The sequence below is a fragment of the Acidimicrobiales bacterium genome (assembly GCA_040219515.1).
Taxonomy (GTDB): domain Bacteria; phylum Actinomycetota; class Acidimicrobiia; order Acidimicrobiales; family Aldehydirespiratoraceae; genus JAJRXC01.
Genome location: JAVJSI010000018.1, coordinates 26,662 through 52,435 on the forward strand (window position 1 = coordinate 26,662; position 25,774 = coordinate 52,435).

General features: G+C 69.3%; 26 protein-coding genes. 15 read left to right on the forward strand and 11 right to left on the reverse strand.

Features of this window, described 5'->3' with window-relative positions:
* Window position 1: 1 nt before the first annotated feature.
* The 5 genes from RIB98_18305 to RIB98_18325 form a co-directional block, all read right to left on the reverse strand.
* Window positions 2-1,546, reverse strand: a complete 1,545-nt coding sequence (locus tag RIB98_18305; GenBank protein MEQ8842934.1) for an iron ABC transporter permease — start codon at window positions 1,544-1,546, stop codon at window positions 2-4.
* A gap of 109 nt (window positions 1,547-1,655) precedes the next feature.
* Window positions 1,656-2,717 carry an extracellular solute-binding protein gene (locus tag RIB98_18310; protein MEQ8842935.1) on the reverse strand — a complete coding sequence of 354 codons (1,062 nt, stop codon included), beginning with the start codon at window positions 2,715-2,717 and terminating at the stop codon, window positions 1,656-1,658.
* Window positions 2,718-2,758: 41 nt separating this feature from the next.
* A complete protein-coding gene (locus RIB98_18315) occupies window positions 2,759-3,847 on the reverse strand; it encodes an ABC transporter ATP-binding protein (protein ID MEQ8842936.1) in 1,089 nt (362 codons plus the stop codon).
* An 87-nt stretch (window positions 3,848-3,934) separates the two neighbouring features.
* Window positions 3,935-4,891 carry a sucrase ferredoxin gene (locus RIB98_18320; protein MEQ8842937.1) on the reverse strand — a complete coding sequence of 319 codons (957 nt, stop codon included), beginning with the start codon at window positions 4,889-4,891 and terminating at the stop codon, window positions 3,935-3,937.
* Window positions 4,888-6,954 carry an AAA family ATPase gene (locus RIB98_18325; GenBank protein ID MEQ8842938.1) on the reverse strand — a complete coding sequence of 689 codons (2,067 nt, stop codon included), beginning with the start codon at window positions 6,952-6,954 and terminating at the stop codon, window positions 4,888-4,890. Before RIB98_18325 ends, RIB98_18320 begins: the two co-directional genes overlap by 4 nt.
* Before the next feature lie 89 nt (window positions 6,955-7,043).
* On the opposite strand from RIB98_18325, the gene RIB98_18330 reads away from it, so the two are divergent.
* Complete coding sequence (locus RIB98_18330) at window positions 7,044-7,994, forward strand: patatin-like phospholipase family protein (protein MEQ8842939.1); 951 nt, start codon at window positions 7,044-7,046, stop codon at window positions 7,992-7,994.
* A gap of 29 nt (window positions 7,995-8,023) precedes the next feature.
* On the opposite strand, the gene RIB98_18335 is transcribed toward RIB98_18330, so the two are convergent.
* Window positions 8,024-8,815 carry a hypothetical protein gene (locus tag RIB98_18335; GenBank protein MEQ8842940.1) on the reverse strand — a complete coding sequence of 264 codons (792 nt, stop codon included), beginning with the start codon at window positions 8,813-8,815 and terminating at the stop codon, window positions 8,024-8,026.
* 63 nt (window positions 8,816-8,878) lie between these two features.
* On the opposite strand from RIB98_18335, the gene hemE reads away from it, so the two are divergent.
* The 6 genes from hemE to lnt all read left to right on the forward strand — a co-directional run bounded on the left by hemE (window position 8,879) and on the right by lnt (window position 14,979).
* On the forward strand, window positions 8,879-10,033 hold the full coding sequence (gene hemE / locus RIB98_18340) for a uroporphyrinogen decarboxylase (protein MEQ8842941.1): 1,155 nt from the start codon (window positions 8,879-8,881) through the stop codon (window positions 10,031-10,033).
* Window positions 10,030-11,391: a protoporphyrinogen oxidase gene (gene hemG, locus RIB98_18345; GenBank protein ID MEQ8842942.1), complete on the forward strand. Its 1,362-nt coding sequence runs from the start codon at window positions 10,030-10,032 to the stop codon at window positions 11,389-11,391. Before hemE ends, hemG begins: the two co-directional genes overlap by 4 nt.
* A 78-nt stretch (window positions 11,392-11,469) precedes the next feature.
* Window positions 11,470-12,066 carry a hypothetical protein gene (locus RIB98_18350; GenBank protein ID MEQ8842943.1) on the forward strand — a complete coding sequence of 199 codons (597 nt, stop codon included), beginning with the start codon at window positions 11,470-11,472 and terminating at the stop codon, window positions 12,064-12,066.
* A gap of 221 nt (window positions 12,067-12,287) precedes the next feature.
* Window positions 12,288-12,662, forward strand: a complete 375-nt coding sequence (locus RIB98_18355; GenBank protein MEQ8842944.1) for a transglycosylase family protein — start codon at window positions 12,288-12,290, stop codon at window positions 12,660-12,662.
* A gap of 71 nt (window positions 12,663-12,733) precedes the next feature.
* A complete protein-coding gene (locus RIB98_18360; GenBank protein MEQ8842945.1) occupies window positions 12,734-13,429 on the forward strand; it encodes an adenylate/guanylate cyclase domain-containing protein in 696 nt (231 codons plus the stop codon).
* Entirely contained in the window at window positions 13,426-14,979 is a 1,554-nt protein-coding gene (gene lnt, locus RIB98_18365) for an apolipoprotein N-acyltransferase (GenBank protein ID MEQ8842946.1), read from the forward strand. The genes RIB98_18360 and lnt overlap by 4 nt, the downstream gene beginning before the upstream one ends.
* On the opposite strand, the gene dtd is transcribed toward lnt, so the two are convergent.
* Complete coding sequence (gene dtd / locus RIB98_18370; protein MEQ8842947.1) at window positions 14,878-15,330, reverse strand: D-aminoacyl-tRNA deacylase; 453 nt, start codon at window positions 15,328-15,330, stop codon at window positions 14,878-14,880. The two genes, lnt and dtd, sit on opposite strands and share 102 nt — an antisense overlap.
* 111 nt (window positions 15,331-15,441) lie before the next feature.
* Between dtd and RIB98_18375 the strand changes: the two genes are divergently transcribed.
* From RIB98_18375 to RIB98_18385, 3 genes are read left to right on the forward strand one after another with little or no spacing between them, the layout of a single operon-like run.
* On the forward strand, window positions 15,442-16,719 hold the full coding sequence (locus RIB98_18375; protein MEQ8842948.1) for a glycosyltransferase family 4 protein: 1,278 nt from the start codon (window positions 15,442-15,444) through the stop codon (window positions 16,717-16,719).
* Entirely contained in the window at window positions 16,719-17,483 is a 765-nt protein-coding gene (locus tag RIB98_18380; protein ID MEQ8842949.1) for a class I SAM-dependent methyltransferase, read from the forward strand. The genes RIB98_18375 and RIB98_18380 overlap by 1 nt, the downstream gene beginning before the upstream one ends.
* Window positions 17,473-18,558 carry a hypothetical protein gene (locus RIB98_18385; protein MEQ8842950.1) on the forward strand — a complete coding sequence of 362 codons (1,086 nt, stop codon included), beginning with the start codon at window positions 17,473-17,475 and terminating at the stop codon, window positions 18,556-18,558. The genes RIB98_18380 and RIB98_18385 overlap by 11 nt, the downstream gene beginning before the upstream one ends.
* Before the next feature lie 11 nt (window positions 18,559-18,569).
* On the opposite strand, the gene RIB98_18390 is transcribed toward RIB98_18385, so the two are convergent.
* The 3 genes from RIB98_18390 to RIB98_18400 are packed head-to-tail and all read right to left on the reverse strand — an operon-like array spanning window position 18,570 to window position 20,185.
* Window positions 18,570-19,073: a hypothetical protein gene (locus RIB98_18390; GenBank protein MEQ8842951.1), complete on the reverse strand. Its 504-nt coding sequence runs from the start codon at window positions 19,071-19,073 to the stop codon at window positions 18,570-18,572.
* Window positions 19,074-19,100: 27 nt separating this feature from the next.
* Window positions 19,101-19,730, reverse strand: coding sequence for a class I SAM-dependent methyltransferase (locus tag RIB98_18395; GenBank protein ID MEQ8842952.1), 630 nt, complete (start codon window positions 19,728-19,730; stop codon window positions 19,101-19,103).
* The gene (locus RIB98_18400; protein ID MEQ8842953.1) at window positions 19,730-20,185 is read right to left on the reverse strand and encodes a GtrA family protein; all 456 of its coding nucleotides are present in this window, start codon (window positions 20,183-20,185) and stop codon (window positions 19,730-19,732) included. The genes RIB98_18395 and RIB98_18400 overlap by 1 nt, the downstream gene beginning before the upstream one ends.
* Window positions 20,186-20,263: 78 nt before the next feature.
* Between RIB98_18400 and RIB98_18405 the strand changes: the two genes are divergently transcribed.
* From RIB98_18405 to RIB98_18420, 4 genes are read left to right on the forward strand one after another with little or no spacing between them, the layout of a single operon-like run.
* The gene (locus tag RIB98_18405; protein ID MEQ8842954.1) at window positions 20,264-21,112 is read left to right on the forward strand and encodes an acyl-CoA thioesterase II; all 849 of its coding nucleotides are present in this window, start codon (window positions 20,264-20,266) and stop codon (window positions 21,110-21,112) included.
* Window positions 21,109-22,392: a PQQ-dependent sugar dehydrogenase gene (locus tag RIB98_18410; GenBank protein MEQ8842955.1), complete on the forward strand. Its 1,284-nt coding sequence runs from the start codon at window positions 21,109-21,111 to the stop codon at window positions 22,390-22,392. The genes RIB98_18405 and RIB98_18410 overlap by 4 nt, the downstream gene beginning before the upstream one ends.
* On the forward strand, window positions 22,389-23,414 hold the full coding sequence (locus RIB98_18415; GenBank protein MEQ8842956.1) for a transglycosylase SLT domain-containing protein: 1,026 nt from the start codon (window positions 22,389-22,391) through the stop codon (window positions 23,412-23,414). Before RIB98_18410 ends, RIB98_18415 begins: the two co-directional genes overlap by 4 nt.
* 16 nt (window positions 23,415-23,430) lie before the next feature.
* The gene (locus RIB98_18420; GenBank protein ID MEQ8842957.1) at window positions 23,431-23,877 is read left to right on the forward strand and encodes a GNAT family N-acetyltransferase; all 447 of its coding nucleotides are present in this window, start codon (window positions 23,431-23,433) and stop codon (window positions 23,875-23,877) included.
* 67 nt (window positions 23,878-23,944) lie between these two features.
* On the opposite strand, the gene RIB98_18425 is transcribed toward RIB98_18420, so the two are convergent.
* Entirely contained in the window at window positions 23,945-25,381 is a 1,437-nt protein-coding gene (locus tag RIB98_18425) for an aldehyde dehydrogenase (protein MEQ8842958.1), read from the reverse strand.
* A 166-nt stretch (window positions 25,382-25,547) separates the two neighbouring features.
* Here RIB98_18425 and RIB98_18430 point away from each other — a divergent pair, with 166 nt between their 5' ends.
* A complete protein-coding gene (locus tag RIB98_18430; GenBank protein ID MEQ8842959.1) occupies window positions 25,548-25,691 on the forward strand; it encodes a hypothetical protein in 144 nt (47 codons plus the stop codon).
* Window positions 25,692-25,774: the final 83 nt, after the last annotated feature.

Genomic DNA, 25,774 nt, shown 5'->3' on the forward strand with positions numbered 1-25,774 from the left:
TTCAGTAGTGATCGAGGCGGCGGAGTACCACGAACCATGTCAGCACCGCGCTGACGAATACGAGCGCCAACGACGCCAACGCCCCCTGCGCCAGGGCACCCGACTCCCCCGCACTCCAGATGCGGGTGGCGAGCGTGTTGTAGCCCGGCGGCGCGAGCAGCTTCGTTGCCGGCAGTTCCTTCATCGTCGACAGCATCACCAAGCCGGCGCCGGCGAGCAGGCCGGGTGTCATGAGTGGCAGCTCGACAGTCACCAGACGTCGGATCCGGCCGGCCCCGAGTGTGGCGGCGGCATCACCCAGACGTTGTGGCACCGCACCGACGGCAACATGGGCCGCCCGTGTCGCCTGGGCGCCGAAGTGCAACACGTAGGCGAGGATCAGCAGCGGAAACGTCTGGTACCAGCGGCCGATGATCGGCGCGTCGATCGCCCAGAAGACCAGCGACAGCGCGATCACGAGCCCGGGGAGCGCAAAGCCGGCCACGACCATCGTGTTGGCCGCGCCGCCCACCCGACTCCGATAGCGGGCGGTGAGCCAGGCAACCGGCAACACCACAGCGATCGCGATCGCCGCCGTGATCAACCCGGCCTGCGCCGTGTTGACCGCCGGGTCCACCAGCGCCCGGACGTCGGTGCCGAGGCCGATCGTCGTGGAATCGGACCGCAGGCCCCGCCAACCCCAGAAGGCGAACACCGCGACCGGACCGATCAGCGCGTTGCCGAGCACCAACCCGGCAACACCCACCGCGGGCCACCGCCAACGGCCCAGCGGGACGACCAGGGCATCACGGGTTCGGACCGCCTCGACCCGGTGGCGCCGACGATCGAGCGAGCGCTCCGCGGCCACGACGAGCAAGGCAACGACACCGAGCACCAAGGACAGTCCCATGGCCCGGGGCTGGTCGAACAACCGGTCGGCGTAGATGTCGCGGGTCAGCGTGCTGTATCGGAGCAGGTTCACGGCACCCCAGTCGCTGATCGTGTAGAGGAAGACCAGCAACACACCGGCCCAGATCGCTCCCGAAACCTGCGGGAGCACGACTGTGCGAAACACCGTCCACGGAGATCGACCCAGCATCCGTGCCGACTCTTCGAGCGATGGCGAAAGCGAGGCCATCCGGGCCGCGACCGGCAGGTACACGTAGGGAAAGGTGAACAGGGTCAGGACCAGCCAGGCGCCCCGGAACCCGGAGACGTCGGGAAGGTCGGTGACACCGAGCGGGCCGAGCATGCGCTCGGCCAGACCGCCGGTGGCGAAAGCGGCGATCAGCGCGGTGGCACCGACGAAACTCGGAAAGACCAACGGGAGCGGCGACAGCGCACGGAAGAGACGGCGCCCCGGCAGGTCGGTACGCATCGTGAGCCACGCCAGGCCCGTGCCGACCACCGCGGCCGACGACGACACCGTGAGACCGAGCCACAACGATCGGCGTAGCGGATCCCAGGTGTCGCGCGACCACAGGATCGAGAGGAGGTCGGTGCCCAACTCGACGTTTCGAGAGACCACGTACGCGAAGGGGCCGACGAACACGAGCCCGACCACCATGCCGGCGACCAGAAGTGGCCGAGGCGGCCGGGGCCGAGGCATACGGGATGGCGCGACGAGGCCGGGGGCTGCGCCCCCGGCCATCGCCACATCAGGCGAGTCGAGCGGGTTACTGCTCGATGCCACTTTCCCGGATGAGCTCGATCGTTCCCGTGAGTCCCTCACCGAGTAGTTCATAGTCGATCGTGTCGGCGGCATACCCTGCGAGCGGCGGCAACCCTTCGGGGGCGTCAACGCCCGGGAGGATCGGGTACTCCTGGATCTCGTCGACGAACTGAGCCTGCGACTCCTCGCTCAGAAGGAAGGCCAGCAGGGCTTCGGCACCAGTCACTGCGTCGGACGACGAGAGAACCGCACCACCCGTGATCACCACGAGCGAACCGATGTCGTCCGCCGCGAAGAAGTGATTGCGGCTGGGCAACGACGGATCGGCTTCGAGGGCACGCACGTTGTAGTAGTGGTTGACCAGACCCATCTCGACTTCGCCGCGACCGACCGCCTCGACGATCGGGGAGTTGCCCGAGTAGTTCGGGGACTCATTGGCCGCCATGCCTTCGAGCCACTCGAGGGTCGCGTCATCGCCGAGTTCGTTGCGCATGGCCGTGACGAAATCCTGGAACGATCCGTTCGTCGGCGCCAGCGCAACGCGCCCGGCATAGGAAGGATCGGTCAGGTCGAGCACCGACTCGGGGAGGTCCGCCTCGTCGACGAGTTCGCTGTTGAAGACGAGGACCCGAACCCGACCGGTGAGACCGACCCAGGTGTCGTCGCTGGCCGCATACTCGGGTCCGACCAGGTCGGTGATCGACGGATCGAGCTCGGCGAGCATCTCTTCACCGGCGAGGAAACCGAGCGCGCCCGGACTCTGCGAGATGAAGACGTCGGCCGGGGAGCTGTCGCCCTCGGTTTGGATGAGCAGAGCAAGCTCGGCGGAGTCGGCGTACTGCGCCTGTACGTCGATACCGGTCTCCTCGGTGAACGCCTCGAGGAGCGGACCGATCAGCTCCTCGTCGCGGCCCGAATACACGGTGATGGAGTCGGCCATCTCTTCCTCGGGCGTGACGCCGTCGGTGGGGTCGCCGTCGCCGGCCGTTTCGCTGTCGTCCCCGCACGCGGCCGCGAACAGCACGAATACGAGAAGCAGGGTGAGTATGCGGAATGGTTTTCTCATGCCGGGCAACATACATACTTCTCGCAAACAGTTAGGTATTCCTAACCTGTGGCGTGTGTCACACCGCCGGGACTCGGCACTCGCGGGAAGGCGACCGTCGCGGCTCCCCGATGGCGAACCCCGACCGTCGTGCCGACGGTGAACGGCGACGACCCCACGACGCGGCTACGCACGACGACGCCACCGTCGAGCCGGATCGTGGAGAGCGCGTCGTGGCCGTGGTACTCGACCTCGGTCACGACGCCATCGGTGCCGGCGGCCAACCCGACCTCCTCGGGGCGAACCAGCACCCGGACCGCACCCGTCGCCGTCGAAGCGAGCGGGATCCGGCCGAGGGCGGTGAGGGCGTGCTCGCCGTGAGCGTCGCCGTCGAGCAGGACAGCCTCACCCACGAACTCGGCGAGCCACACGTCTGCCGGCCGAGAGTAGAGCTCGGTCGGCGACGCCTGCTGCACCACCACCCCATCTCGCATGACCGCGACCTCGTCGCCGAGTACGAACGCCTCGTCCTGATCGTGGGTCACGAAGATCGCCGTGACCGAGAGATCGCGAAGCAGCTGGGCGACCTCGGAACGCACGTCGGCCCGCAGGTTGGTGTCGAGGCTCGAGAACGGCTCGTCGAGGAGGAGCACATGGGGTCGGGGCGCGAGCGCTCGGGCCAGCGCCACGCGCTGTTGCTGGCCACCCGAGAGCGAGCCCGGCATGCGATCGGCCAGATTGCCGATGCCGACCATCTCGAGCAGAGCCGAGATCCGCTGCTCGGCTTCCGCGTTGCGGCGTCCGAAGCGGCGGGGGCGGATCTCGCGCGGGAGCCCGTAGGCGACGTTGGCGGCGACGGACAGGTGGGGAAAGAGAGCCCAGTCCTGGAACACGAGGCCAACCCGGCGGTTCTCGGCCGCCACGCTGACCCCATCACCGGCCACCTTGTGCTCGCCGAGCCACACCTCGCCTCGAGAGACTGCCTGGAGTCCGGCGATGACCCGCAGGAGCGTGGTCTTCCCGCACCCGCTGGGTCCCAGGAGCGCGAGCTGGCTGCCGGCCGGCGCGTCGAGCGAAACCCCGCGCAACACCGCCGCGCCGCCGAGGTCGACATGCACATCACGGATGGCAACCCCCGGCGTGTCAGGCATACTTTACAGATTAGCGGTAGGCCAGATATTCCCAAAACCCGGGGCTGACACGAGCGCTCGCATTCGGAAGAGTCGAAGTGTCGGGATTCAGCCCGATCGGGTGATCGAGCGGACCCGCCACTCGGTGCCCGGCTTCGCGGGCTGACCGCCGGGGGCACCGCAGGCGATGGTCGGCACCGTCCGTCCGACCTCGACCTCGACCCGCCACACACCGGCGTCGGCGGCGACCTCGACGACCGTGGTGTCGTGGTCGCTCACGTCGTCCAGCACCGTCGTGGTGCGCGACATCGAGTCGAATTTCCAGTCGTCGATCTCGGCCATCACCGCGCGTTCGGCGACCTGCTCGGCGCCACCGGCGGCGCCGATCCACCCGCGGCAACGCGTGGCCAGCGCCGCCGGGCTGCCCTCGAGATCGAGGATCGCGACCATCTCACCGATGTCGACCATGCCCCACATGCGCCCGTCGGGCAGTGTGACGCCCGTCGGGGCCATCCGGTGGCCGCCGGTGTGGCTCACCCGCCGGACCGACGCGTCGGGGTTGGCGGCGGCGAGAGCGGTGAGCATCGACATACCGAGCGAACCGCAGCAGATGTCGTGGCTGCCCTGCGTGCACAGCAGGAGTTCACGTACCGGCTCGTGGGAAACGACCGTGGCCGGCGACGATTCGAGGCCGTCACCGAGGAGCCCAGCGAGAAGGCCGGCAACATCGGCTTCGACGACCTGATGCTCGGCGCGTTCGAAGCGAGCGTCGTCGACGAGGCGATGGGTGACCACCCGGCCGATGCCGTCGCCGAGGGGTACGGCGGCCAGCACCCGGACCCGCCGGCCGGCCTCGCCGGCCGCCATCACCAGCTCGGGCACCGCGGTGAAACCGTCCTTGGCCCAGACCGGCTTCGGCCACGGCAACGGCACGTCGACCACGATCAGCTCGTCGACCCACAACGCGGTGCCGCCCGGATCGAGCGCGATGCGTTCGGCATGGGCGGCGCAGCGCTCGGACTCGTCGTCGGGGGGCAGCAGGGACGGGTCGAACGCGAGGGTCATGGTGTGCTCAGGATGGCAGGCAGCGGCTCGCGATGCACGACGGCAATGCGCTTCGTCGCCCGAGTGAGCGCCACGTAGAGGGAGCGGACACCCTGGCGCTCCTCGTCGACGATGCGGGCCGGTTCGACGATCACCGCGGCGTCGACTTCGAGGCCCTTGACCAGGCGAACGGGCACCACGGTGACCCGCTGGTCGAGGCCGTGACGGGTGGGACCGCCCACCGGCATCTCGTGCGCCGCGAACGCCGCGTGGACCTCGTCGACGAGCGAGTCGGGGACGATGACCGCGACATTTCCCTCGGCGACGGCGCCGAGCTCGGCCCGGACGACCTCGACGAGGCCGTCGGTGAATTCGGTGACGGCGACGATGCGGGGCGCATCGCCGTCGGTACGCACCGGTTGCGGCGGTCGGAGCCCCGGCGCGGCCACCGGCAGCACCCGGTTGGCGAGCGCCATCGCCGGCCCGGGGATGCGATAGCCGATCGTGAGTTCCCGATAGCGGGTTTCGCGCTTCCGGGGCAGGGCGTCGACGATGGCGTCCCAGCCGTCGTTGGCCCACGCGCCGGTGGCCTGAGCGATGTCGCCGACGATGGTCATCGAACCGTTGAGCGAACGCCGGGCGATCATGCGCAGCTCCATCGGCGAGAGGTCCTGCGCCTCGTCCAGACAGATGTGGCCGTAGGTGCGGATCGAATCCTTGTCGCGCTGGCCCGGCCGATAGCCGAGCACGGCCCGGGCCTCGTCGAGCAGCGGCACGTCCTGGAAGCGCCAGATGACGTCGTCGGCATGGGTGCCGCGGGGACGGTGGAGCAGCTGGATCTCGTCGTCGGTGAACACCCCCCGGTTGGCCGAGCGCAGCAGGGCACGGGAGCCGTAGAGGTCGTGCAGGAGATGGGCAGGGTCGAGCACCGGCCACATCCACTCGAGCGCCTCGCGTATCGGGAGCTCGTGGCGTATGCGTTCGCGCACGGTGCTCGCGTCGACATGGCGTCGCGCGCTCGCCGCCAGCCGTTGGAAGAACAACTCCTCGACGATCCTGCGGCCGGAGTTGTGACCCCGCGAACGCCGGCGGGCCTCCTTGATCACCGCCGCCGATTCGGCCACCGTGATCCGCAGCTTCTGGAGACCGAAGCCCACCTCGAGGTCGTCGCGGAGCGGACGCTCCCGGTCGGCGGCGGCCCGGGCGATCACCTTGATCATCCGGCTGTCGCCCTTGACCCGGCCGGCCGCTTCGTCGTCGAGCTTGTCCACGCGGACCTTGGGCCGGACGAGATCGGCCAGCACCGCGATGTCGACGCCGGCCTCGCCCAACGACGGCAGCACCTGCTCGATGTAGGCGACGAAGAGCCGGTTGGGACCGACCACCAGCACGCCCTGGCCCTCGAGCGGGAAGCGGTGGGTGTAGAGAAGGTAGGCGGCGCGGTGCAACGCGACCACGGTCTTGCCGGTGCCGGGCCCGCCCTGCACAACCATCACCCCGGGCATGTCGGAGCGGATGATCTCGTCCTGCTCGCCCTGGATGGTGGCGACGATGTCACCGAGACGACCGGTGCGCGATGCCTCGAGCGCGGCGATCAGGGCGCCCTGCCCGCGGGTGGCGATGTCGTCGGCTCCCAGGTCGCGGAGGTCGCCGAAGAGTTCGTCGTCGATCCCGAGCAGCGTGCGACCGCGGGTGGCGAAGTGGCGGCGCCGCGAGATGCCCATCGGGGTGCGACCGGTGGCGCGGTAGAACGGTTCGGCGATGGGCGCCCGCCAGTCGACGACCAGCGGGTTCTGCTCGCGGTCCCACACGCCGAGTCGACCGATGTGGAAGCGCTCGTCGGTGTCCTCGAGGTCGATACGACCGAACACCAGGGAACGATCGCCCAGATTGAGCTGGCTGAGACGGTTGACGGCGCCCTCGATCATCGACTCGCGCTCGAACCGGTGCTGGTTCGTGCCGCCCTTCTGCGCCTCGTGGCCACCCGTGATGCCGTGGGCGCGCTCGCGCGCGTCCTCGAGACACGCATAGGCCCAGTCGATGTGGGCCTGTTCGGCATCGAGATCGGGGTGGCGGTCGGTCACGTCGACGGAGTACTCCGGAAGGGGGAAACACTTGATTCTACCTGTGCCCCCTGCACCTTCACGCCGCGGGAGACCTACCCTCGGCGGGGATGTTCTCGATCGGACTCGTACTCAGCGCCGGCGGATCGCTCGGCGACCCCTGGCATTCGGGCGTCCTCGGCCGTCTCCAGGAGGTCACCGACTGGGACGCCCGCAAGGCCGACCTGATCGTCGGCACGTCGGCGGGGTCCATCACCGCCGTCACCCTGCGGGCCGGGGTGGCCGCCGTCGACCGCAAACTCCACATGACCGGTGGACCGATCAGCCCTGAAGCCGAGTCGATCTACGCCCGCATCGTCACGCCCTACGACGAACCCGAGGTCGAGCGCGACTGGCGTCCGACCTCGCCGATGATGGCGGTCCGCGCCGCCTGGCCGCCATGGAAGGCCGACCCCGTCCGCCTGGCGGCGGGAAATCTTCCCCGCGGCTCGCGATCGGGCGAACCACTCCAGAAGCGCATGAACGAACTGCATCCCGACGGATGGCCTGAACTTCCCACCTGGATCGTCGCCGTCCGGGTGTCCGACGGCCGCCGGGTGGTGTTCGGCCGAGACGACGTGAGGGGCGACGTCGGCCAAGCCGTGCGCTCGTCGTCGGCGGTCCCCGGCTTCTATCTCCCCGGCCGGATCGGCGACCGCGAGTACGTCGACGGTGGTGTGCACTCCTCGACCAACCTCGACCTCACCGCCATGCTGGGATTCGATCTCGTGATCGTGTCGTCGGCCATGACCATCGCGGCGGACAGGCGCAACTGGCTCGCCGACACCAGCCGGGCGTGGTTCAGCCGCAAGCTCGAGGCCGAAGCGACCGAGGTTCGAGCCCGCGGCACGGCCGTCGTCGTCGTCGAGCCCGACGCCGAGCTGGTCACCGCGCTGGACAAGACCGCCGACGACGCACGCGCCAACGCGGCCACCGCTGGCGCCACCGCGGTCGATCGGGTGCTCACCGGTCGCACCGGCGACGGACTGGCCGAGCTCATCGAGCGGGCCGCCGATCGCTGACCGGCGACCAACCTGTTGGCAAGCGGTGCTCAGCAGCCCGAACCGGGCGTGGGGATGTCGGGGATCGAGGGATCGATCACTTCGACGTGCACGTGCGGCGTCGACGGCTCGAAGGCGAACTCGTCGACCTGTGACTCGAACGGCAAGCGGGTGGGTCGGGGTGCGATGACGGTGACGCCCGCCTCGACCCGGTCGCCGGCCGACACCATCACGCCGTCGATGTGGAACACCTTCACTTCCCACCCGGGCGCCGAGTCGGGTTCGATCACCACGAAGTCGTCGGAGTGGTCGCAGTACAGGACGTAGGTCCCGGCCCGAACCACGGTGCCGGTGACCGGCGAGCGGATCTCGGCCTCGGGCCGCACGACGATGTCGGCGGCAGTGCGCGACCCGGTGCTGCGGCTGCGACTCTCGAGCGTCACCGACGGCGCGGCACCCTCGACGGCGGTCTGCTGCTGCGACCCGTCGTGGCCGGCCTCGTGAAAGCCGATCAGCTCGACCTCCGCGGCGGGATGGAACAGTTCGACGGGTCCGGCGGTGGCGAAGCGCGTGTGGTCCTGCACCGTGTAGACGGGCCCGTCCGGCACGGTGGTCGTCGTGCTGGTCGTCGTCGGGGCGCTGGTCGTCGAGGTCGTCGTGCTCGTCGTCGAGCTGGTGGTGGGGCTACTGGTCGTCGGGGCGCCCGTGGTGGTCGACTCGTCGGGCGAGACCAAGGGCGCCACGTCGACATCGCCGTTGTCGCCGATCCCGCACCCGGCGGCCGACAGCGCCAAGGCCGTCGCCACGGTGACGAACCGAACGGCGCGGGAGCGAGAGAACATCGGCGCGAGCGTACTGCTCGGCCACTGCCGTCCCGGACCGTCCCGCTCGGTAGCCTCGCCGACATGTCCGCCGGCCGATTCGACGACCATCCTTTCATCCTTGCCTGCCGCGGGCTCCCTCACGAACGGGTGCCGGTCTGGTTCATGCGCCAGGCCGGGCGCTCGCTTCCCGAGTATCGGGCCATCCGTGGCGAGGGCACGATCCTCGATGCCATCGCCGATCCCGACCTCTCGACCGAGATCACGCTCCAGCCCGTGCGCCGCTACGGGGTCGACGCCGCCATCCTCTACTCCGACATCGTCGTGCCCGCCCACGCCGTCGGGTTCGGGCTCACGGTCACCCCCGGTGTGGGGCCCGAGGTCGAGAAGCCGTTTCGCTCGGCCGCCGATCTCGAACGACTGCGCCCGCTCGACCCCGAGGCCGACACGCCGTATGTGCTCGAGACCGTGCGTCAGCTGGTGGCCGAGCTCGATGTGCCGCTGATCGGGTTCGCCGGGGCGCCGTTCACCGTCGCCTCCTACCTGATCGAGGGGCGCCCGTCGCGCGACTACGCCCACACGAAGAGCCTGATGTTCAACGACGAGGCGCTGTGGCACGCACTGATGGACCGGCTCGCCGACATCGCCATCGCTTCGTTGCGGTCGCAGATCGACAGCGGTGCGTCGGCGGTACAGCTGTTCGACTCGTGGGCCGGCGCGCTCTCACCTCCACAGTACGAGCGCTACGTGCTCCCCCACTCGTCGAAGGTGCTGGCCGGCGTGGCCGACACCGGCGTGCCCCGGATCCACTTCGGTGTCACCACCGGTGAACTTCTCGAACTCATACGCGACGCGGGTGCCGACGTCGTCGGGGTCGACTGGCGGGTGCCGCTCGACCGGGCCCGCGACCGGGTGGGCCACGACGTCGCCCTCCAGGGCAACCTCGACCCCACGATGGTGCTCGCCGGGGTCGATCCGGCCGTCGAGGGCACACGCGACGTGCTGGCCCGCAACGCCGGCCACCCCGGCCACGTGTTCAACCTCGGCCACGGCGTGATGCCTGCCGTCGATCCCGACGTGCTCAGCGAGGTCGTCCGGGTCGTGCACACCGAGGGGACCGTAGGGACCCGACCCGAGGATGCCGAGGGGACCGTAGGGGACCGACCCGGCAATGCCGAGGGGACCGTAGGGGACCGACCCGGGGATGCCGAGGGGACCGTTCGGACCGCAGGGTCGTGACCGACCGGGTGGTGATCGTCGGCGGTGGCATCACCGGTCTGGCCGCCGCCCATGAGCTGGTTCGGCAGGGCCGTGAGGTGGTCGTGCTCGAGGGCGATGAGCGCGCCGGCGGCAAGATCGACGGCGGCCCGATCGCCGACGCGGACATCGACTTCGACGTCGATGCCGCCGCCGACGGCTTCCTCGCCCGCGAACCGGAGATGACACAACTCTGCGTCGAGCTGGGACTCGGGGCCGACCTGGTGTCGCCCCGGCCGGGCGGCGCCTTCATGTGGGTCGACGGTGCGCTGCGGCGGATCCCGCCCGGCGTGCTCGGTGCCCCGCTCGATCCCGACGCGGTGGCGGCGAGCGGCATCGTCGGCGACGACGCCGTCGAGGCGTTGCGGGCCGGGCTGGCCGCCGACATTCCCCCGCTCGTCGGCGACGCGTCCGTCGGCGAGGTTCTCCGGCCGCGAATCGGCGACGAGGTGTTCACCCGCCTCGTCGATCCGCTGATCGGCGGGATCAACGCCGGCTCGGCCGATCACCTGTCGATCCGGGCCGGGGCCGCCGCCCTGGCCGCCGCCGCATCCCGTGCGGTGCCCTTCGGCACCGCCCTGCGCGACCATGTCGCCGCGGCGGTCACCGGCGGACCGGTGTTCCACGCCGTGCGCGGCGGGAGTCGACGCATCATCGACGCGCTGACCGACGAACTGGGCGACCGGGTACGCACCGGCGCCGAGGTGTTCGACCTCGAGCGGACCGGGACGTCGTGGACGGTCCGCACCGACGACGAGACGTTCACGGCCGAGCGGGTGGTGCTGACCACCCCCGGCTGGGTCAGCGCCGCCCTCCTCGCATCGCACGCGCCCGAGGCGGCCGCCGTCCTTGCCGGTCTCGACTACTCCGACGTCGTCCTCGCCACCTTCGTCGCCCACCGCGACCAGCTGGATCACGCACTCGACGGTGCGGGGTTCCTGGTGCCCCGGGACCAGGGGCTCCTCACCACTGCCTGCTCCGTCGCGTCCTACAAGTGGGAGCACTACGACGACGGTGAACATGTCGTGCTGCGGGTGTCCGCCGGCCGCACCGACGACCGGCGCTGGCTCGCGATCGACCCCACCGAGCTCGTCGAGGTGCTCCGCGAGGAGCTGGCGCTCACCGTGGGGCTGCGCGGCGAGACGGCCGTGCGGGTCCGCGAATGGCGTCGTGCGCTCCCCCAGTACCGGCCCGGCCATCTCGACCGATGCGACGAGATCGACACGTGGCTGGCCCGGGACGCTCCCGGCGTGGTCGTGACCGGGGCGTCGATGCGCGGGCTCGGACTCCCGGCCTGCGTGCGTCAGGGTCGGGCCGCCGTGACCGCGTCCCCGAGATGACGGGCAATTGCAACGACGATCTGCAAGACTTCCTTGCGATTACTGTCCGACTCCCTCACAGAACCCACGGTGCACGACATGGTTGACGACACTCCCGCCAAGAAGTCCCGCCGCCCTCGAGCCGAACTCAAGGAGCTCATGATCCAGGGGGGTGTCGACGTGCTCAGGGAGCTGGGTGTCGAGACCCAACTCTCCTCGGTCAGCTACGCGAAGGTGTTCGAACACCTCGAGCAGACCCACGGGATCAAGGTCACCTACGGCTCCGTCCACGAACGCATCTGGAACTCGCTCCAGGAGTATCAGCTGTCGGTCATCCAACGCGCGGGCCTGTGGGACGACCACCCCGGCGATCGCGACGCATGGGTCGACTGGCTCCAGACCATGGTCGCCATGTCATCCTCCGGCGCCGACGAGACCGTGCGCGGGGCAGCCGCCGCCGGGGCGCAAGCGAACTACGCCGCCCGCACGGCGGCATTCGAGCCGGGCGCCACCGAGCCGGCCACTCTGCTCCCCGCCGGAGCCGATGCCGACGAGATCCTCGCCACCCTGTCGCTGGCCGTGGCCGACGGGCTCCGCCTGCGCGGATTTCTCGTCCCCGAAGACTCCTCCGACGTCGACTTGAACGAGCTCGGCACGGCGATCCTCCGCGCCTGGTTCCGAGACCACCGCGGCTGACAACGGCGAGAACCCGGGGAGTCGAGATCCGAATCCCCGCGATGACCCGAATGTGACTTCCGTCTCAACATTGCGGTTGTGTGACGAAGTGTGTCTACCTTGTCGGTCGCTGAGGCGTTGGTGATCGCCCCGCACCCCTGCCCACGACCATCGAGTCGTGTGACCGATCACCCTGCACAACGCACGACACGGGCCATCCGCCCGAGGAGGCAGCACTCTTCATGCGCCGAACAATCCGGTTCATCGCGTTCACCCTGACCGCACTCTTCCTGACCGCCGCCTGCACCCCCGAACAGGTTGCGCTCTATCTCGACTCCACCGCCGAGGTGCGAGACGTACTCTCCAACGAGGACCTCTCCCGCCTGCGTCAGTGCGAATCCACCGACAACTACCGGGCCGTGTCGTCGAGCGGTCTCTACCGCGGTGCCTATCAGTTCGACCAGACCACCTGGGACGACGTCGCCGACCGGTTCTTCCCGTGGCTCGAGGGCATCGATCCGGCTGCCGCCGAGCCCTGGTGGCAGGACGCCATGGCCCGTGCGCTGTGGTCCGAGCGGGGCAAGCAGCCATGGCCGATCTGCGGCCACCGGGTCTGACACCCGCGCCCCTCGCACCACCGCAGAGTTCTGACCGCGAGACTCGGGAAGGTGTGTGGGAGTCTGACGGCGTGACGTCGCCCGACATCCCCACGCCTTCCCCTTCGCCCTCCCGGTCGACCCCCGCTTCGACCCTGCGACGCGTCGACGCGACCGGAGAACTGCTGGTGCCGCTCCTGGCTCGGGACACCGGCCCCGCCCTCGATTGGGCCGAGGCCGCCCAGGCCGATCAGGTGGCGAGCCCGGATCAGTTGACGGAGGGCGACACACATCTCAACGTCACCCGCACGTTCTGCTTCGCCGACCTGAGCGGATTCACCGCCTTCACCCGGGACAACGGTCCCCACGCCGCGGTTCGTCAACTGGGCGAGTTCCGTCGGGTCACGCGAAACGTCGCCGCGAAGCGCGGCGTGCGGGTGGCCAAGTGGCTGGGCGACGGCGTCATGCTCGTCGGCACCGAGCCGGCGCCCACGATCGCGCTCGGCGTACACCTCGTGCACCACTTCTCGGACTCGGCCATCCGCGTTCGGGTCGGGCTGGCCACCGGCATCGCCCTCCTGTTCGAGGGCGATGACTACATCGGCGAACCGGTGAACATGGCGGCCAAGCTCTGCGCCGCCGCCGCCCCGGGCGAGGTGCTCGCGGTCACCGACCCCGAGGGTCTGCCCGACTGGGTCACCACCGACGGCGACGTCACGGTGCGCATCAAGGGCGTCGGGGCCGTCGGCGGCGTGCATCGCCTGCAGGCCGACATCCGTCCGAAGTGAGACACCCGCGCGCCGCGAGCGCACTCGCCGGGTTGCTCATCGCCGCGGGCCTCCCGCCCTGGGGCTGGTGGCCGCTCACCCTCGCCGGCCTGGGTCTCTGGTTCCACCTGCTCGCCGACGTGCCGGCCCGCACCCGCCTCGGTCGGTCGGTGGCGGTCGGCGCCTTCTGGGCCTTTCCCTCGACCCTGTGGATGCTCGATCTCACGCCCGCCGGGTGGCCGGTGGCCGCCGGCCTCTTCACCCTGCTCGTCGCCCTCGCCGGTTGGGCGACCCCCGGGGAGGGTGCGCGCCGTCCGACTGCGTTCGCCGGTGCCGTCGTGCTGGCCGAGGTCGTCCGCTGGCACGTGCCCTTCGGCGGCGTGCCGCTCGCCACCCTCGCGATGGCCTCGGTCGACACGCCCTGGGCCGTCGCCGCTCGCTTCCTCGGATCGCCGTTCCTCGTGTTCGTCACCGTGGTCATCGCCGCGGGCCTGCGCGATGCCGTCGTGCGCCGCCACGTCCCGTGGCGGCCGATCGGTGCGGTGTGCGCCGCCGTCCTGCTCGGCTATCTCGGCGGTATCGGCGTCGACACCGTGCGCACGATCGACGTGGTCGTCGTGCAGGGTGGCGGCCCGCAGAACACGCGGGCCGACACGTGCGAGAACCGCAATGTGTTCGAGCGTCATGTGGCGGCCACCGAACTGATCGCCGCCGACGAGGACGTCGACCTCATCCTCTGGCCCGAGGACGTGATCCATCCCGTCGACGAACTGATCCCCACTCCGACCCGTTGCGACGAGCCCGTGCTGCGCGCCGACGAGGCACTCGGCGAGCTCCGGCGTCTCGCCGCCGCGACCGACGCCACGATCGTGAGCGGCTGGTTCGAGCCGTCCGACGACCGCACCGCCAACGAGAACTACTCGGTCGTCACCACCCCCGATGGTCGCCAGGGCGACCGCTACGACAAGGTCCGTCTGGTCCCGTTCGGCGAGTTCGTGCCGCTGCGCTCGCTGCTCGAGAAGTTCAGCGACGAGCTCCCCGGACGCGACGTCCGGGCCGGCACCGGACCCGCCGTGCTCGACACCGAGTTCGGTCCGCTCGGCGTCTCGATCTCGTGGGAGATCTTCTTCGACTATCGAGCACGCGACGCGATGAACAACGGCGGCCAGATGCTGCTGAACCCCACGAACGGTTCGTCCTACTGGCTCACGATCGTGCAGACCCAGCAGGTCGCGTCGAGTCGCCTGCGCGCCATCGAGAACGATCGGTGGGTCCTCCAGGCCGCACCGACCGGCTTCTCGGCCGTCGTCGGGAACGACGGCGAGGTCCACCAGCGCACCAGCATCAGCGAGCAGACGGTCCTGCGCCAGGCCGTGCCCCTTCGTCAGGGCCGCACACTGGCCACCATCGTCGGACCCTGGCCGATGTTGGCCCTCGCACTGTTCGCTCTCGGTCGCGCCCGGCGGGGCTCAGACCTCGACGGCGAGGGTGACGGGCCCGTCGTTGACGAGCTCGACGGTCATGTCGGCACGGAAGCGACCGGTCGCCACGGTCGCGCCGAGCGTCCGTAGCTCGGCGACCACCGCGTCGACGAGCGGCTCGGCCACCTCGGGACGCGCCGCGTCGGCGTAGCCGGGCCGACGCCCCTTGCGGGTGTCGGCATACAGCGTGAACTGGCTCACCACGAGCACCTCACACGTGGTGTCGGCCACCGACAGGTTCATCACCCCGTCCTCGTCGTCGAAGATCCGCAGGTGCCAGATCCTGGCGGCCAGTTTGGCGGCCTGCGCCGGTGTGTCGTCGTGCGTGACCCCCACGAAGGCGAGCACCCCCGGGCCGATCCGGCCGGTGATCTCCGGGTCCGGTCCCTCGGCGTCCACGGTCACTCTCGCTCGGATCACCCGCTGGATCAGTGCTCGCATGGGCCCGTTCTACCGGCGCGAGACGTGCCCGACGTCACCGTGAGGGTGGAAACGAGCCGATCTCGGGCATCATTTGACGTCCTGACGTACCCCGCGGAAACCTGGTGACTCATGCCCGACGACCGAGATGGCGCTCTGCGTATCGCGCTGCTCACCTATCGAGGCAAGCCGCACGTCGGCGGACAGGGCGTCTACATCCGCCATCTCAGCAAGGCGCTGGTCGATCTCGGCCACCATGTCGAGGTGCTCGGTGGACCGCCGTATCCGATCCTCGACGAGCGTGTCCCGCTGATCGAACTACCGAGCCTCGACATCTGGGGTGACCCGCACCCGATGCGCAAGCCCCGCGTCTGGGAGTGGAAGGACTGGACCGACGTCGCCGAACACGCCTCGTTCAGCACCGGCAACTTCTCCGAACCGATGGCGTTCAGCCTCCGCGCCTGGCGTCACCTCCGGCACCGGCGCGACGAGTTCGACCTGATCCACGACAACCAGACACTCGGATGGGGCCTGCTGAAACTCCAGCAGGAGGGGTGGCCGATCCTCGAGACCATCCATCACCCGATCACCGTCGATCGCAAGCTCGAACTCGAACACGCCCGCACCCCGTGGGAGAAGTTCGGCAAACGCCGCTGGTACTCCTTCACCAAGATGCAGACCCAGGTCGGCAAGCGCATGCCCCGCGTGATGACCGTGTCGGAGTCGTCCAAGGGCGACATCAGCGCCGACCACGGCATCGATCCCGAGAAGCTCCACGTCGTGCCGGTGGGCGTCGACCCCCAGCTCTTCCTCCCGGTGCCGGGCGTCGAGCGTCGACCGGGCCACCTCGTCACCACCGCGTCGGCCGACGTCGCCATGAAGGGCCTGAAGTTCCTCCTCGAGGCGGTCGCCAAGCTGCGCACCGAACGCCACATCGAGCTCACGATCATCGGCAAACGTCGCCCCGACAGCCACGCGAGCACGGTGATGACCCGACTCGGCCTCGACGACTGTGTCGAGTTCGTGTCCGGTGTGCCCGATCAGCGCATCGTCGAGCTCTACAGCGAGGCCGAACTCGCCGTCGTGCCCTCCCTCTACGAGGGCTTCTCGCTGCCCGCCATCGAGGCGATGTCGTGCGGCGTCCCACTGGTGGCCACGACCGGGGGCGCGCTGCCCGAGGTGGCCGGCATCAGCGGCGAGACCTGTTTCCTCACCGAGCCGGGCAACAGCGAGGCACTCGCGGCCACGATCAAGATGGCGCTCGACAACCCGGAGCTGTGCGCCAAGGTCGGCGCCCAGGGTCGCCAGCGCGTCATCGACCAATGGTCGTGGCGCCACACCGCGCAGCGCACGGTCGAGCAGTACCGCGCCCTCCTCGCCGAGCACGAAGCCACCCACGGAGCCCGCTGATGTTGACGGTCGACTACGACAGGTTCGATCTGCGCGCCGGGGATCTCCTGCTCGACCTCGGCTGCGGTTTCGGACGCCACACCTACGAGGCTCTCGTCCGCGGCGCCAGCGTCGTCAGCTGCGACATGGCGCTGCCCGAACTCGAGGCGATCCGCAACACCGGCCCAATCCTGGTCGACGACGGGCTCTTCGACGGGGCCCTGCTGCGCGCCCAGGTGCAGGGCGACGGCACCCGCCTCCCCTACCCCGACGAGACCTTCGACAAGATCATCGCCTCCGAGGTCCTCGAGCACGTGCCCGACGACCAGGCGGCCTACGACGAGTTCATGCGCATCCTCAAGCCGGGTGGCACCATCGCCGTCACCGTGCCGGCCACCCTCCCCGAGAAGATCTGCTGGAGGCTGAGCGACGAGTACTACGCCCCGAAGGCCGAGGGCGGCCACGTCCGCATCTACACCGAGCAGGAGGTGCGCGAGAAGCTGCGCGGCGCCGGTCTCGACCCCGTCGATTCGCATCGTGCCCATGCCCTGCACTCGCCCTACTGGTGGATCCGCTGTGCGGTGGGCGTCAACAACGAGATCGACGACAACTGGTCGGTGAAGACCTACCACCGGCTCCTCGAGTGGGACATCGTGAAGCAGCCGTGGTTGACTCGCACGGCGGAGAAGGTCCTCAATCCCGTCCTCGGCAAGAGCTTGGTGGTCTACGCCACGAAGTCGCCGCTCCGTTCGACGCGCATCCTGGAGGGATCCCATGCCGCCTGACATCCCCGGCGTTCTTTCCGCCCGACAGATCCGCGACACCGCCGACCACATCGCCTCGTGGCAGTTGCCGTCCGGCATGATCCCGTGGTTCCCCGGCGGCCACGCCGACCCGTGGAACCACATCGAGGCCGCGATGGCGCTCGTCATCGGTGACCACCGGGCCGAGGCCGAGGCCGCCTACCAGTGGCTGGTCGACGTGCAGCGTCCCGACGGGTCGTGGCATCAGTACTACCTCGCGGACGGGGTCGAGCAGGACAAGCTCGACGCCAACGTCATCGCCTACATCGCGACCGGCGTGTGGCACCACTACCTCCACTTCCGCGATCTGGGCTATCTCGAGGAGATGTGGAAGGTCGTCGAGCCCGCCATCGACTTCGTACTCGACCTCCAACAGCCCCGCGGCGAGATCCTGTGGGCCCGCCACCCCGACGGGACCCCGTGGTCGTTCGCGCTGCTCACCGGCTCGTCGTCGATCGCCCACAGCCTTCGCTGCGCAGTTGCCATCGCCGAGGAACTGCACCACGAACGGCCCGACTGGGAGCTCTCGGTCGGCCGGCTCGCCCGAGCCATCCGCTTCGAACGCGACGAGGCGTTCTCGCCCAAGCACCGCTGGGCGATGGACTGGTACTACCCGGTGCTGGCCGGCGTGCTCACCGGCGAGGTCGGCCGCGCCCACCTGGCCGAGCGCTTCGACACGTTCATGCTCGACGACAAGGGCATCCGCTGCGTCAGCGATCGGCCGTGGGTCACCACGGCCGAGACCTGCGAGTGCGCGCTCGCCCACCTCGGCGTCGGCGAGACCGACATCGCCCGCCAGCTCTTCGCCGCCGCGCAGGCCACCCGCGAGGACGACGGTCGCTACATCACCGGCATCGTCCACCCGGACGGCACCCTGTTCCCGCCCGAGGAGCGCTCGACCTACTCGTCGGCCGCCGTACTGCTCACCGCCGAGGCGATCGACGGGTCGAGTCCGGCCGCCCGTCTCTTCTCCGACCACGGCTTCCTGCCGGCCATCATCGATGTCGAACCGAGCGATCAGCCCAGCAGCACGCTCGACCAACGCGCCCGGGACTGACGGTCAGACGCTCACCAGGTGGGCGTCGGCCTCCAGCGTCGGTTCCTCCGCCCGGGCGGCTCGTTGACCGCGGATCCGATACCGGCCTTGTCGGCCGGCAGGGAGCCCAGGATCGACTCGGTGGCCGGCGCCGTGGTCAGACCGAGACCCACGCCGAGGAACACCATCTGGCCGACGATCTCCGGATACGGCGTCGTCGCCGACACGACGGAGACCCACAGGAACCCGGTACCCATGAGGGCGAGCCCGACGCTGACGACCCGCTTCGTGCCGATCCGCTCGACGACCTTGGGCGCGACCACTGCGGCGGTCGCGATCGAGAGAGCCACCGGGATCGTGCGCATGCCGGCCTCGAACTGGCCATAGCCGCGCACGAGTTGGAAGTACTGCGTCACCAGGAAGATGAAGCCGAAGAGCATCGGCGAGGGCATCCTCAGCTCCCAGCCGACGAAGGCGGCCAGCGCGACTGCGGCGACCGCGAACCCGGCGAGAGTGGCGCCGCTGGTCCACCCCATTCGCCGACCGTCACAACCCCGCGGCGCCTACTCGCCGAGTGCGATGCGCTCCAGTACGCGGAGGGAGCCCACCGCGGCCAGTTCCCGGAAACCGCCGGCCTCCATGGCTCGGCAGTAGATCTCGTACGGCGGGCGGCCGCCGTCGTCGGGGTTCGGGAACACGTCGTGGATCAGCAGCCGACCGCCGATCACGACATGGGGCACCCAGATCTCGTAGTCACGGTGGGCAGGATCGTGGCCGTGCCCCCCGTCGATGAAGAGCAGCGCCAGCGGCGTCGCCCACACCGACCCGACGGTGGGCGAGTCGCCCACCAGCGCGACGACCGAGCCCTCGAGGCCGGCATCGTGGATCGTGCGACGAAAGGTGGGGAGTGTGTCCATCTTTCCGACGGCCTCATCGACGAGATCCGGCTCGTGCCATTCCCAGCCGGCCTGGTTCTCCTCGGACCCACGATGGTGATCGAGCGCGAAGAGCACCCGCCCCATGGTCTGCGCGGCCGACCCGATGTAGACGCCCGACTTCCCGCAATAGCTGCCGACTTCGAGGAACGGGCCGTCGACGTCGACACCGAGCGCGGCCTCGTACAGGGCGACGCCCTCGTCGGGCGGCATGAACCCCCGGGCGGCCTCGGCGAACGCGCGGCGCTCGGCGTCCATCAGACGGTTTCGACCTCGACGTCGAGGCGGATGCCCCACATGAGCCGCTCGAGCAGGAGGTACTTCGCCACCCAGACCACGCCGAACGCGCCGAGGTTCACCAGGAGCAGCATGAGCGACGAATCGGTGAAGAAACCGGCGACCCACACGCACAGGCCCGAGAAACCGAGGCCGATGAGGGCCAGGACCCAGAAGGGGGCGACCTCGTTGCGCATCGAGTTCGCCCCGGTCTGTTGCCACACCCAGCGACGGCTCAGCAGGTAGGCCGGCACCGTGCTGACCGACCACGCGATCAGGACGGCCAGGACCCGGTGCAGATCGAACACCTCGAGGCACAGGAGCAGCGTCCCGTTGCCGGTGATCACGTTGACCACCGACACGCCGCAATAGCGAAGGAACTTCCGTCCGTGGTCCTCGATGAGGCGGCTGAGCCCCAGACGCTCGACGGTCGACATGGAGGAGGAGGCTAGCGTCATACCCCGACTTGTCGGCCGAACGCCGCCACCTGTTGACCATGCGGCAGAATGTCGTCCATGCAGACCGCAGTGGACGATCTCGTCGACCTCCTGGATCTCGAGTCCATCGAGGTCAACATCTTCCGCGGGGTGTCCCCCGACGAGAGTCGCCAGCGCATCTTCGGCGGCCAGGTGGCCGGCCAGGCGCTCGTGGCCGCGGCCCGCACGGTGAGCGACGAACGTCCGGTGCACTCGCTCCACGCCTATTTCCTGCGACCCGGCGATCCGAGCGTCCCGGTGCTCTACGAGGTCGATCGCATCCGTGATGGTCGCTCGTTCACGACGCGCCGGGTGGTCGCCATCCAGCACGGCAAGGCGATCTTCAACCTCGCCGCGTCGTTCCACATCAAGGAACCCGGCCTCGAGCACCTCGAACCGATGCCCCAGGTTCCGCCGGCCGACGATCTGCCCACCCGGGCCGAGCGCTTCGCAGCCTCCGGCGTCGAGGACCCGTTCGGTGACCATCCCCACCCGCTCGACATCCGCTACATCACCGCCAGCCCCCTCGGCCGGACCGAGCCCCTGCCGCCCGTGCAACAGGTGTGGTTCCGCGCCGATGGCCGCCTGCCCGACAACCAGGTGCTCCACACCTGTCTGCTCACCTATGCGTCCGACATGACCCTGCTCGACACCAGCCTGTTGCCCCACGGCACGGGATCGACCGATCAGACGATCCAGATGGCGAGCCTCGACCACGCCATGTGGTTCCACGGCGGCTTCCGGGCCGACGAATGGCTCCTCTACGACCAGCACACCCCCGCCGCCACGGGCGCCCGCGGACTGGCCACCGGCCGGGTGTTCACCCACGACGGCCGACTCATCGCCAGCGTCGTGCAAGAGGGTCTCATTCGTAGAGTGCCGGCATGAGCTCTCTTCGACCCATCGCCGTGTGCGTCGCCCTCGCGGTCGCGCTGACGGCCTGCGGCAGCGACGATCCCGTCGCCGAGTCGTCGGGCACGACGGTCCCCGTCGTCACCGAGGCACCGAGCACCACGAACGCCGACACGACCATGCCCGACTCCGGCGTCGACCCCGAGTCGCCGGAGGAGACCACGACGACCACCGACGCTCCGGCGCCCGGGTCGGTCGACGGCGACCTCACCCAGGCCGTCGTCGGCGCGAGTCCCCTCGGTGTCTACGACGAACCGGTCGACACGACGGTCGCCGCCAACGGCGAGCTGTGGCTCGCACAGCGCAGCGGGATCGTGGCCGTGCTCGACCCCGCCACCGGCGACCTCGGCGACACCGTGGTCGACCTCTCGGCCGAGACCGTCGCCGGCGGCGAGCGAGGTCTGCTCGGAATGGCCGCCGACGAGACCCACCTCTACGTCAACTTCACCGACCTCGACGGCCACACCAACATCGATGCCTTCGTGCTCGATACCGACGGCCGCCCCGGCGAACGCCACCACCTCCTCACGATCGAACAACCCTTCGGCAACCACAACGGTGGGGGGATGGCGATCGGACCCGACGGCCATCTCTACATCGGCGTCGGCGACGGCGGGAGCGGTGGCGACCCCCTCGGCGCCGGCCAGGACCCGACGCAGATCCTGGGTTCGCTCCTGCGCATCGACCCCACCCCCGGGGCCGCATCGCCCTACGAGATCCCGGCCGACAATCCCTACGCCGACGGGGTCGACGGGCGACCCGAGATCTTCGCCATCGGACTCCGCAACCCGTGGCGGTTCTCCTTCGACCCGCTCACCGACGACCTCTGGATCGCCGACGTCGGTCAGAACCAGTGGGAGGAGGTCGACCTGCTGCTCGGCGCCAATGGCTTCGGCCTCGGCGCGAACCTCGGGTGGAACCTGCGCGAAGGCACCAACGAGTTCAGCGGCGACCGCCCGTCGGGCAATGTCGACCCCGTGTTCGAGTACCCGCACGCAGGCAGCACGCCGAGCGGTTGCAGCATCAGCGGCGGTGAGGTCTATCGGGGTTCCGCGATCCCCGAGCTGGTCGGATCCTACGTGTTCGGCGACTACTGCCAGTCCTCGGTGTGGGCGCTGTCGATCGTGGATGACGACGTCGTGTTCCGCGACCTCGGCGTGCCGATCCAGGATCTCGTCGGGATCACCGCCGATGCCGAGGGCGAGCTGTTGACGCTGTCGCTCGGGGGCGGGATCAGCCGCCTCGTCGCCGGGTGAGCATCCGGCCCCGGCCCCTCCGGGTCGCGCTCATCGCGGCCGTCGCCACCTTCACCCTCGCCTGTTCGGGCGGCGACCAGGGCGAACTCGCCGATCCGGACGAGACACCGGCGACGACCACCCTTTCGGCCGCCTCGAGCACGACGACCCCGACGACGACCCCGACGACGACCCCTACGACAACCACTCCCCCGCACCCGGCGGCCCCGAACGGCCGGGTTTACCCCTCGGTTCCCGGCACCGCCGATGCGGCCGCGGCCCGTGTCCTGGAGGTCGAGCAGCTGCTGCACGACCCCGACCTCGACCCCGGCGACGAACGATGGGCCGACCTCGCCCACGAACAACAGATGCTCTACCGGATCATCGCCCGCGATCCCGAGTGGGTGCAGGCGGCACTCGCCGGCGCGTCCGACGAACTCACACCGGTGATCGCGAGCCACCTCGCGGCCCGCCAGTCGATCGCCGACATCAGCCACGGCGGCGAGCCGCCGGTCAACGTGCCGGCGTGGGAGATCATCGAGCCGCTGCCCGCCGACGAACTCCGGTCGCTCTACGAGGCCGCCGAGGCCGACACCGGCATCGGTTGGTCGTTCCTCGCCGCGATCAATCTGATCGAGACGGGCTTCGGGCGCATCGACGGACTCTCGACCGCCGGCGCGCAGGGGCCGATGCAGTTCCTGCCCACGACCTGGGAGGAGGTCAGCGACGGCGACATCACCGACCCGTTCGATGCCATCCCGGCGGCGGCCCGGTACCTCGTGCGCAGAGGCGGTCCCGCCGACATGCACGGGGCGCTGTTCGGCTACAACAACTCCGACGCCTACGTCGCCGCGGTCACCCACTACGCGAATCTGTTCCGCGACGACGAGCGCTCGTTCCTCGCCACCCACGGGTGGGAGATCCACTACTCGGCCGCCGCCGGCGACCTCTGGTTGCCGGTCGGGTTCCGGGTGGAGGAACCCACACCGGTCGAGGACTATCTGGCCGACGCGCCCTGGTCTGCGCCACCTCCCGTTTCCTGACCTCTACGCTCGGCCCATGGTCGAGACGTACATCGCAACCGAAGTCACCGCCGAACTGCGCGAGGCCATGGACCGGCTCGTGCCCCAGCTGTCCAAGTCGAATCCGCCGCCCACCGACGAAGCGCTGCAGGAGATGATCGACTCCGATGCCTCGATCCTGTTCATGTGTCGCGACGAGACCGGCATCCTCGGCACGCTCACCCTGATCCTCTTCCGCATTCCCACCGGCATCCGGGCGTGGATCGAGGACGTCATCGTCGACGAGGCCGCCCGCGGCAAGGGCGTGGGTCGCATCCTCAACGAGGCCGCGATCGACCATGCGTTCGCCCGGGGTGCCATCACGGTGGACCTCACCTCCCGGCCGAGCCGCGACGCAGCCAACCGTCTCTACCAGCGCATCGGTTTCGTGCAGCGGGACACCAACGTCTACCGCTTCAGCCCCCCCGACCAGCACGACTCCTGAGTTGGGACACCGGGGTCAGACCCCGGTGTCCCAACGTTGGGACGCTGGGGTCTGACCCCCGTCCCAACTAGGCCGGGAGCAGGACGGACTGGATCTCGGTGAAGGGGCCGAAGCCCTCGGGGCCGAGCTCACGGCCGATGCCACTCTTCTTGAAGCCGCCGAACGGGCTGGCCATGTCGAGGATGGCCGCACTGTTGACGGCCACGACGCCGGTGCGGATCTGGCCGGCGATGTGGGCGGCGCGATCGATGTCCTGCGTCCACACCGAACCGCTGAGGCCGTACTCGCTGTCGTTGGCGATCTTGATGGCCTCGTCGACCGTGTCGTACTTGATGCACGACAACACCGGCCCGAAGATCTCCTCACGAGCGATCTTCATGTCGTTGGTGACGTTACGGAACACGGTGGGCTCCACGAAGAATCCCTTGTCGACGTCGGCCAGGTTGCCGCCGGTGACCACGACGGCGCCCTCGTCCTTGCCGGACTGGAGGTAACCGCCGACCTTGTCGTACTGACGCTTGGCGACGAGCGGGCCGAGCACCATCTCGGGATCGGTCGGGTCACCGTAGGGCACCGCGGCGACGGCGGCACCGAGTGCCTCGGTGATCTCGTCATAGCGCCCGGCGGGCACGAGGATACGGGTCTGCGCGCCACAGGCCTGGCCCGTGTTGAGCATGCCCGACATGACGAGGTCGCCCATGACGGCATCGAGATCGACATCCTCGAGCACGATCGCGGCCGACTTGCCGCCGAGCTCGAGGGTGCAGCGCTTGATCTGCTCGCCACAGATACCGGCCACGATGCCGCCGGTGAGAGCCGACCCGGTGAAGCTCACCTTGTCGATGTCGTTGTGGCGCACCAGGTATTCACTGCCCACCCGATCGGCGGAGATGACGTTGACGACACCCTCGGGCAGACCGGCTTCCTTCACGGCCTCGCCGATGAGTCGACCGTGCAACGGGGTCTCCGGGGCCGTCTTCAGGATCATGGTCGAACCGGTCGCGATGACCGGACCGAGCTTCATCGCCGCGATGAACAACGGCACGTTCCACGGCACGATGCCGGCGCATACGCCCACGGGCTGACGGTTGATCAGCACCTTCTGGCCCATCGAGCCCTGACGCTGCTCCTGCCACTGGTAGTTCTTGGCGGCATTCACGTAGTGGTCGAGCACCATCTTCGACGCGTAGACCTGCACCATCATCGACTGGGTGGTCGGCGTGCCGACCTCTGCGGTGATGACGTCGGCGAAGTCCTGCGTGCGCGCCTCGATCGCCTGGGCGAATCGGCTCAGCGCCTCGATGCGATCGTCGGGGGTCCACTTGCGCCACTCGCCGTTGAACGCAGCGACCGAACTGGCGACGGCACGATCGATGTCGGCCGGACCGCAATCCGGCACCGAACCGATCATCTCCTCCGTAGCCGGATTGATGACCTCGATGCGGTCGGAGCTCGCCGCCGTGACGTGGTCGTTGTCGATGAAAATCGTGGTCTGGTCGTCCATGGACCGCGACGTTAGCGACATCCACGATCGGTGCCCAGACGAGCGCCGGTCGTAGATTTCGAAAATATGTCAGTTGGGTGACGGAAAGTCATCACATGACGTACTACTCTGTGGAATGCGGGTCAGGTTGCCTCGTCCCCCGCAGGGCAGCCGCCAAGGAGCTGAAGTGAGTATCCCGAACACCACCGGTGGCTACGTCCTGGCAAACGGCGTCGACCGTTCGACCGCCGACGAGTTACGGAAGCGCAACGACGGCGTCGTGGTCAGCCGCAACGCCGACGGCACCTACCGCGTCACGCGGGCACGCTGATCATCCGCCGTTGATGGCGGCCGCGAACGCAGCCCGGAAGACGGCATCCTGCGCCACCCGCTGACGGATCGCTTCCACTATCG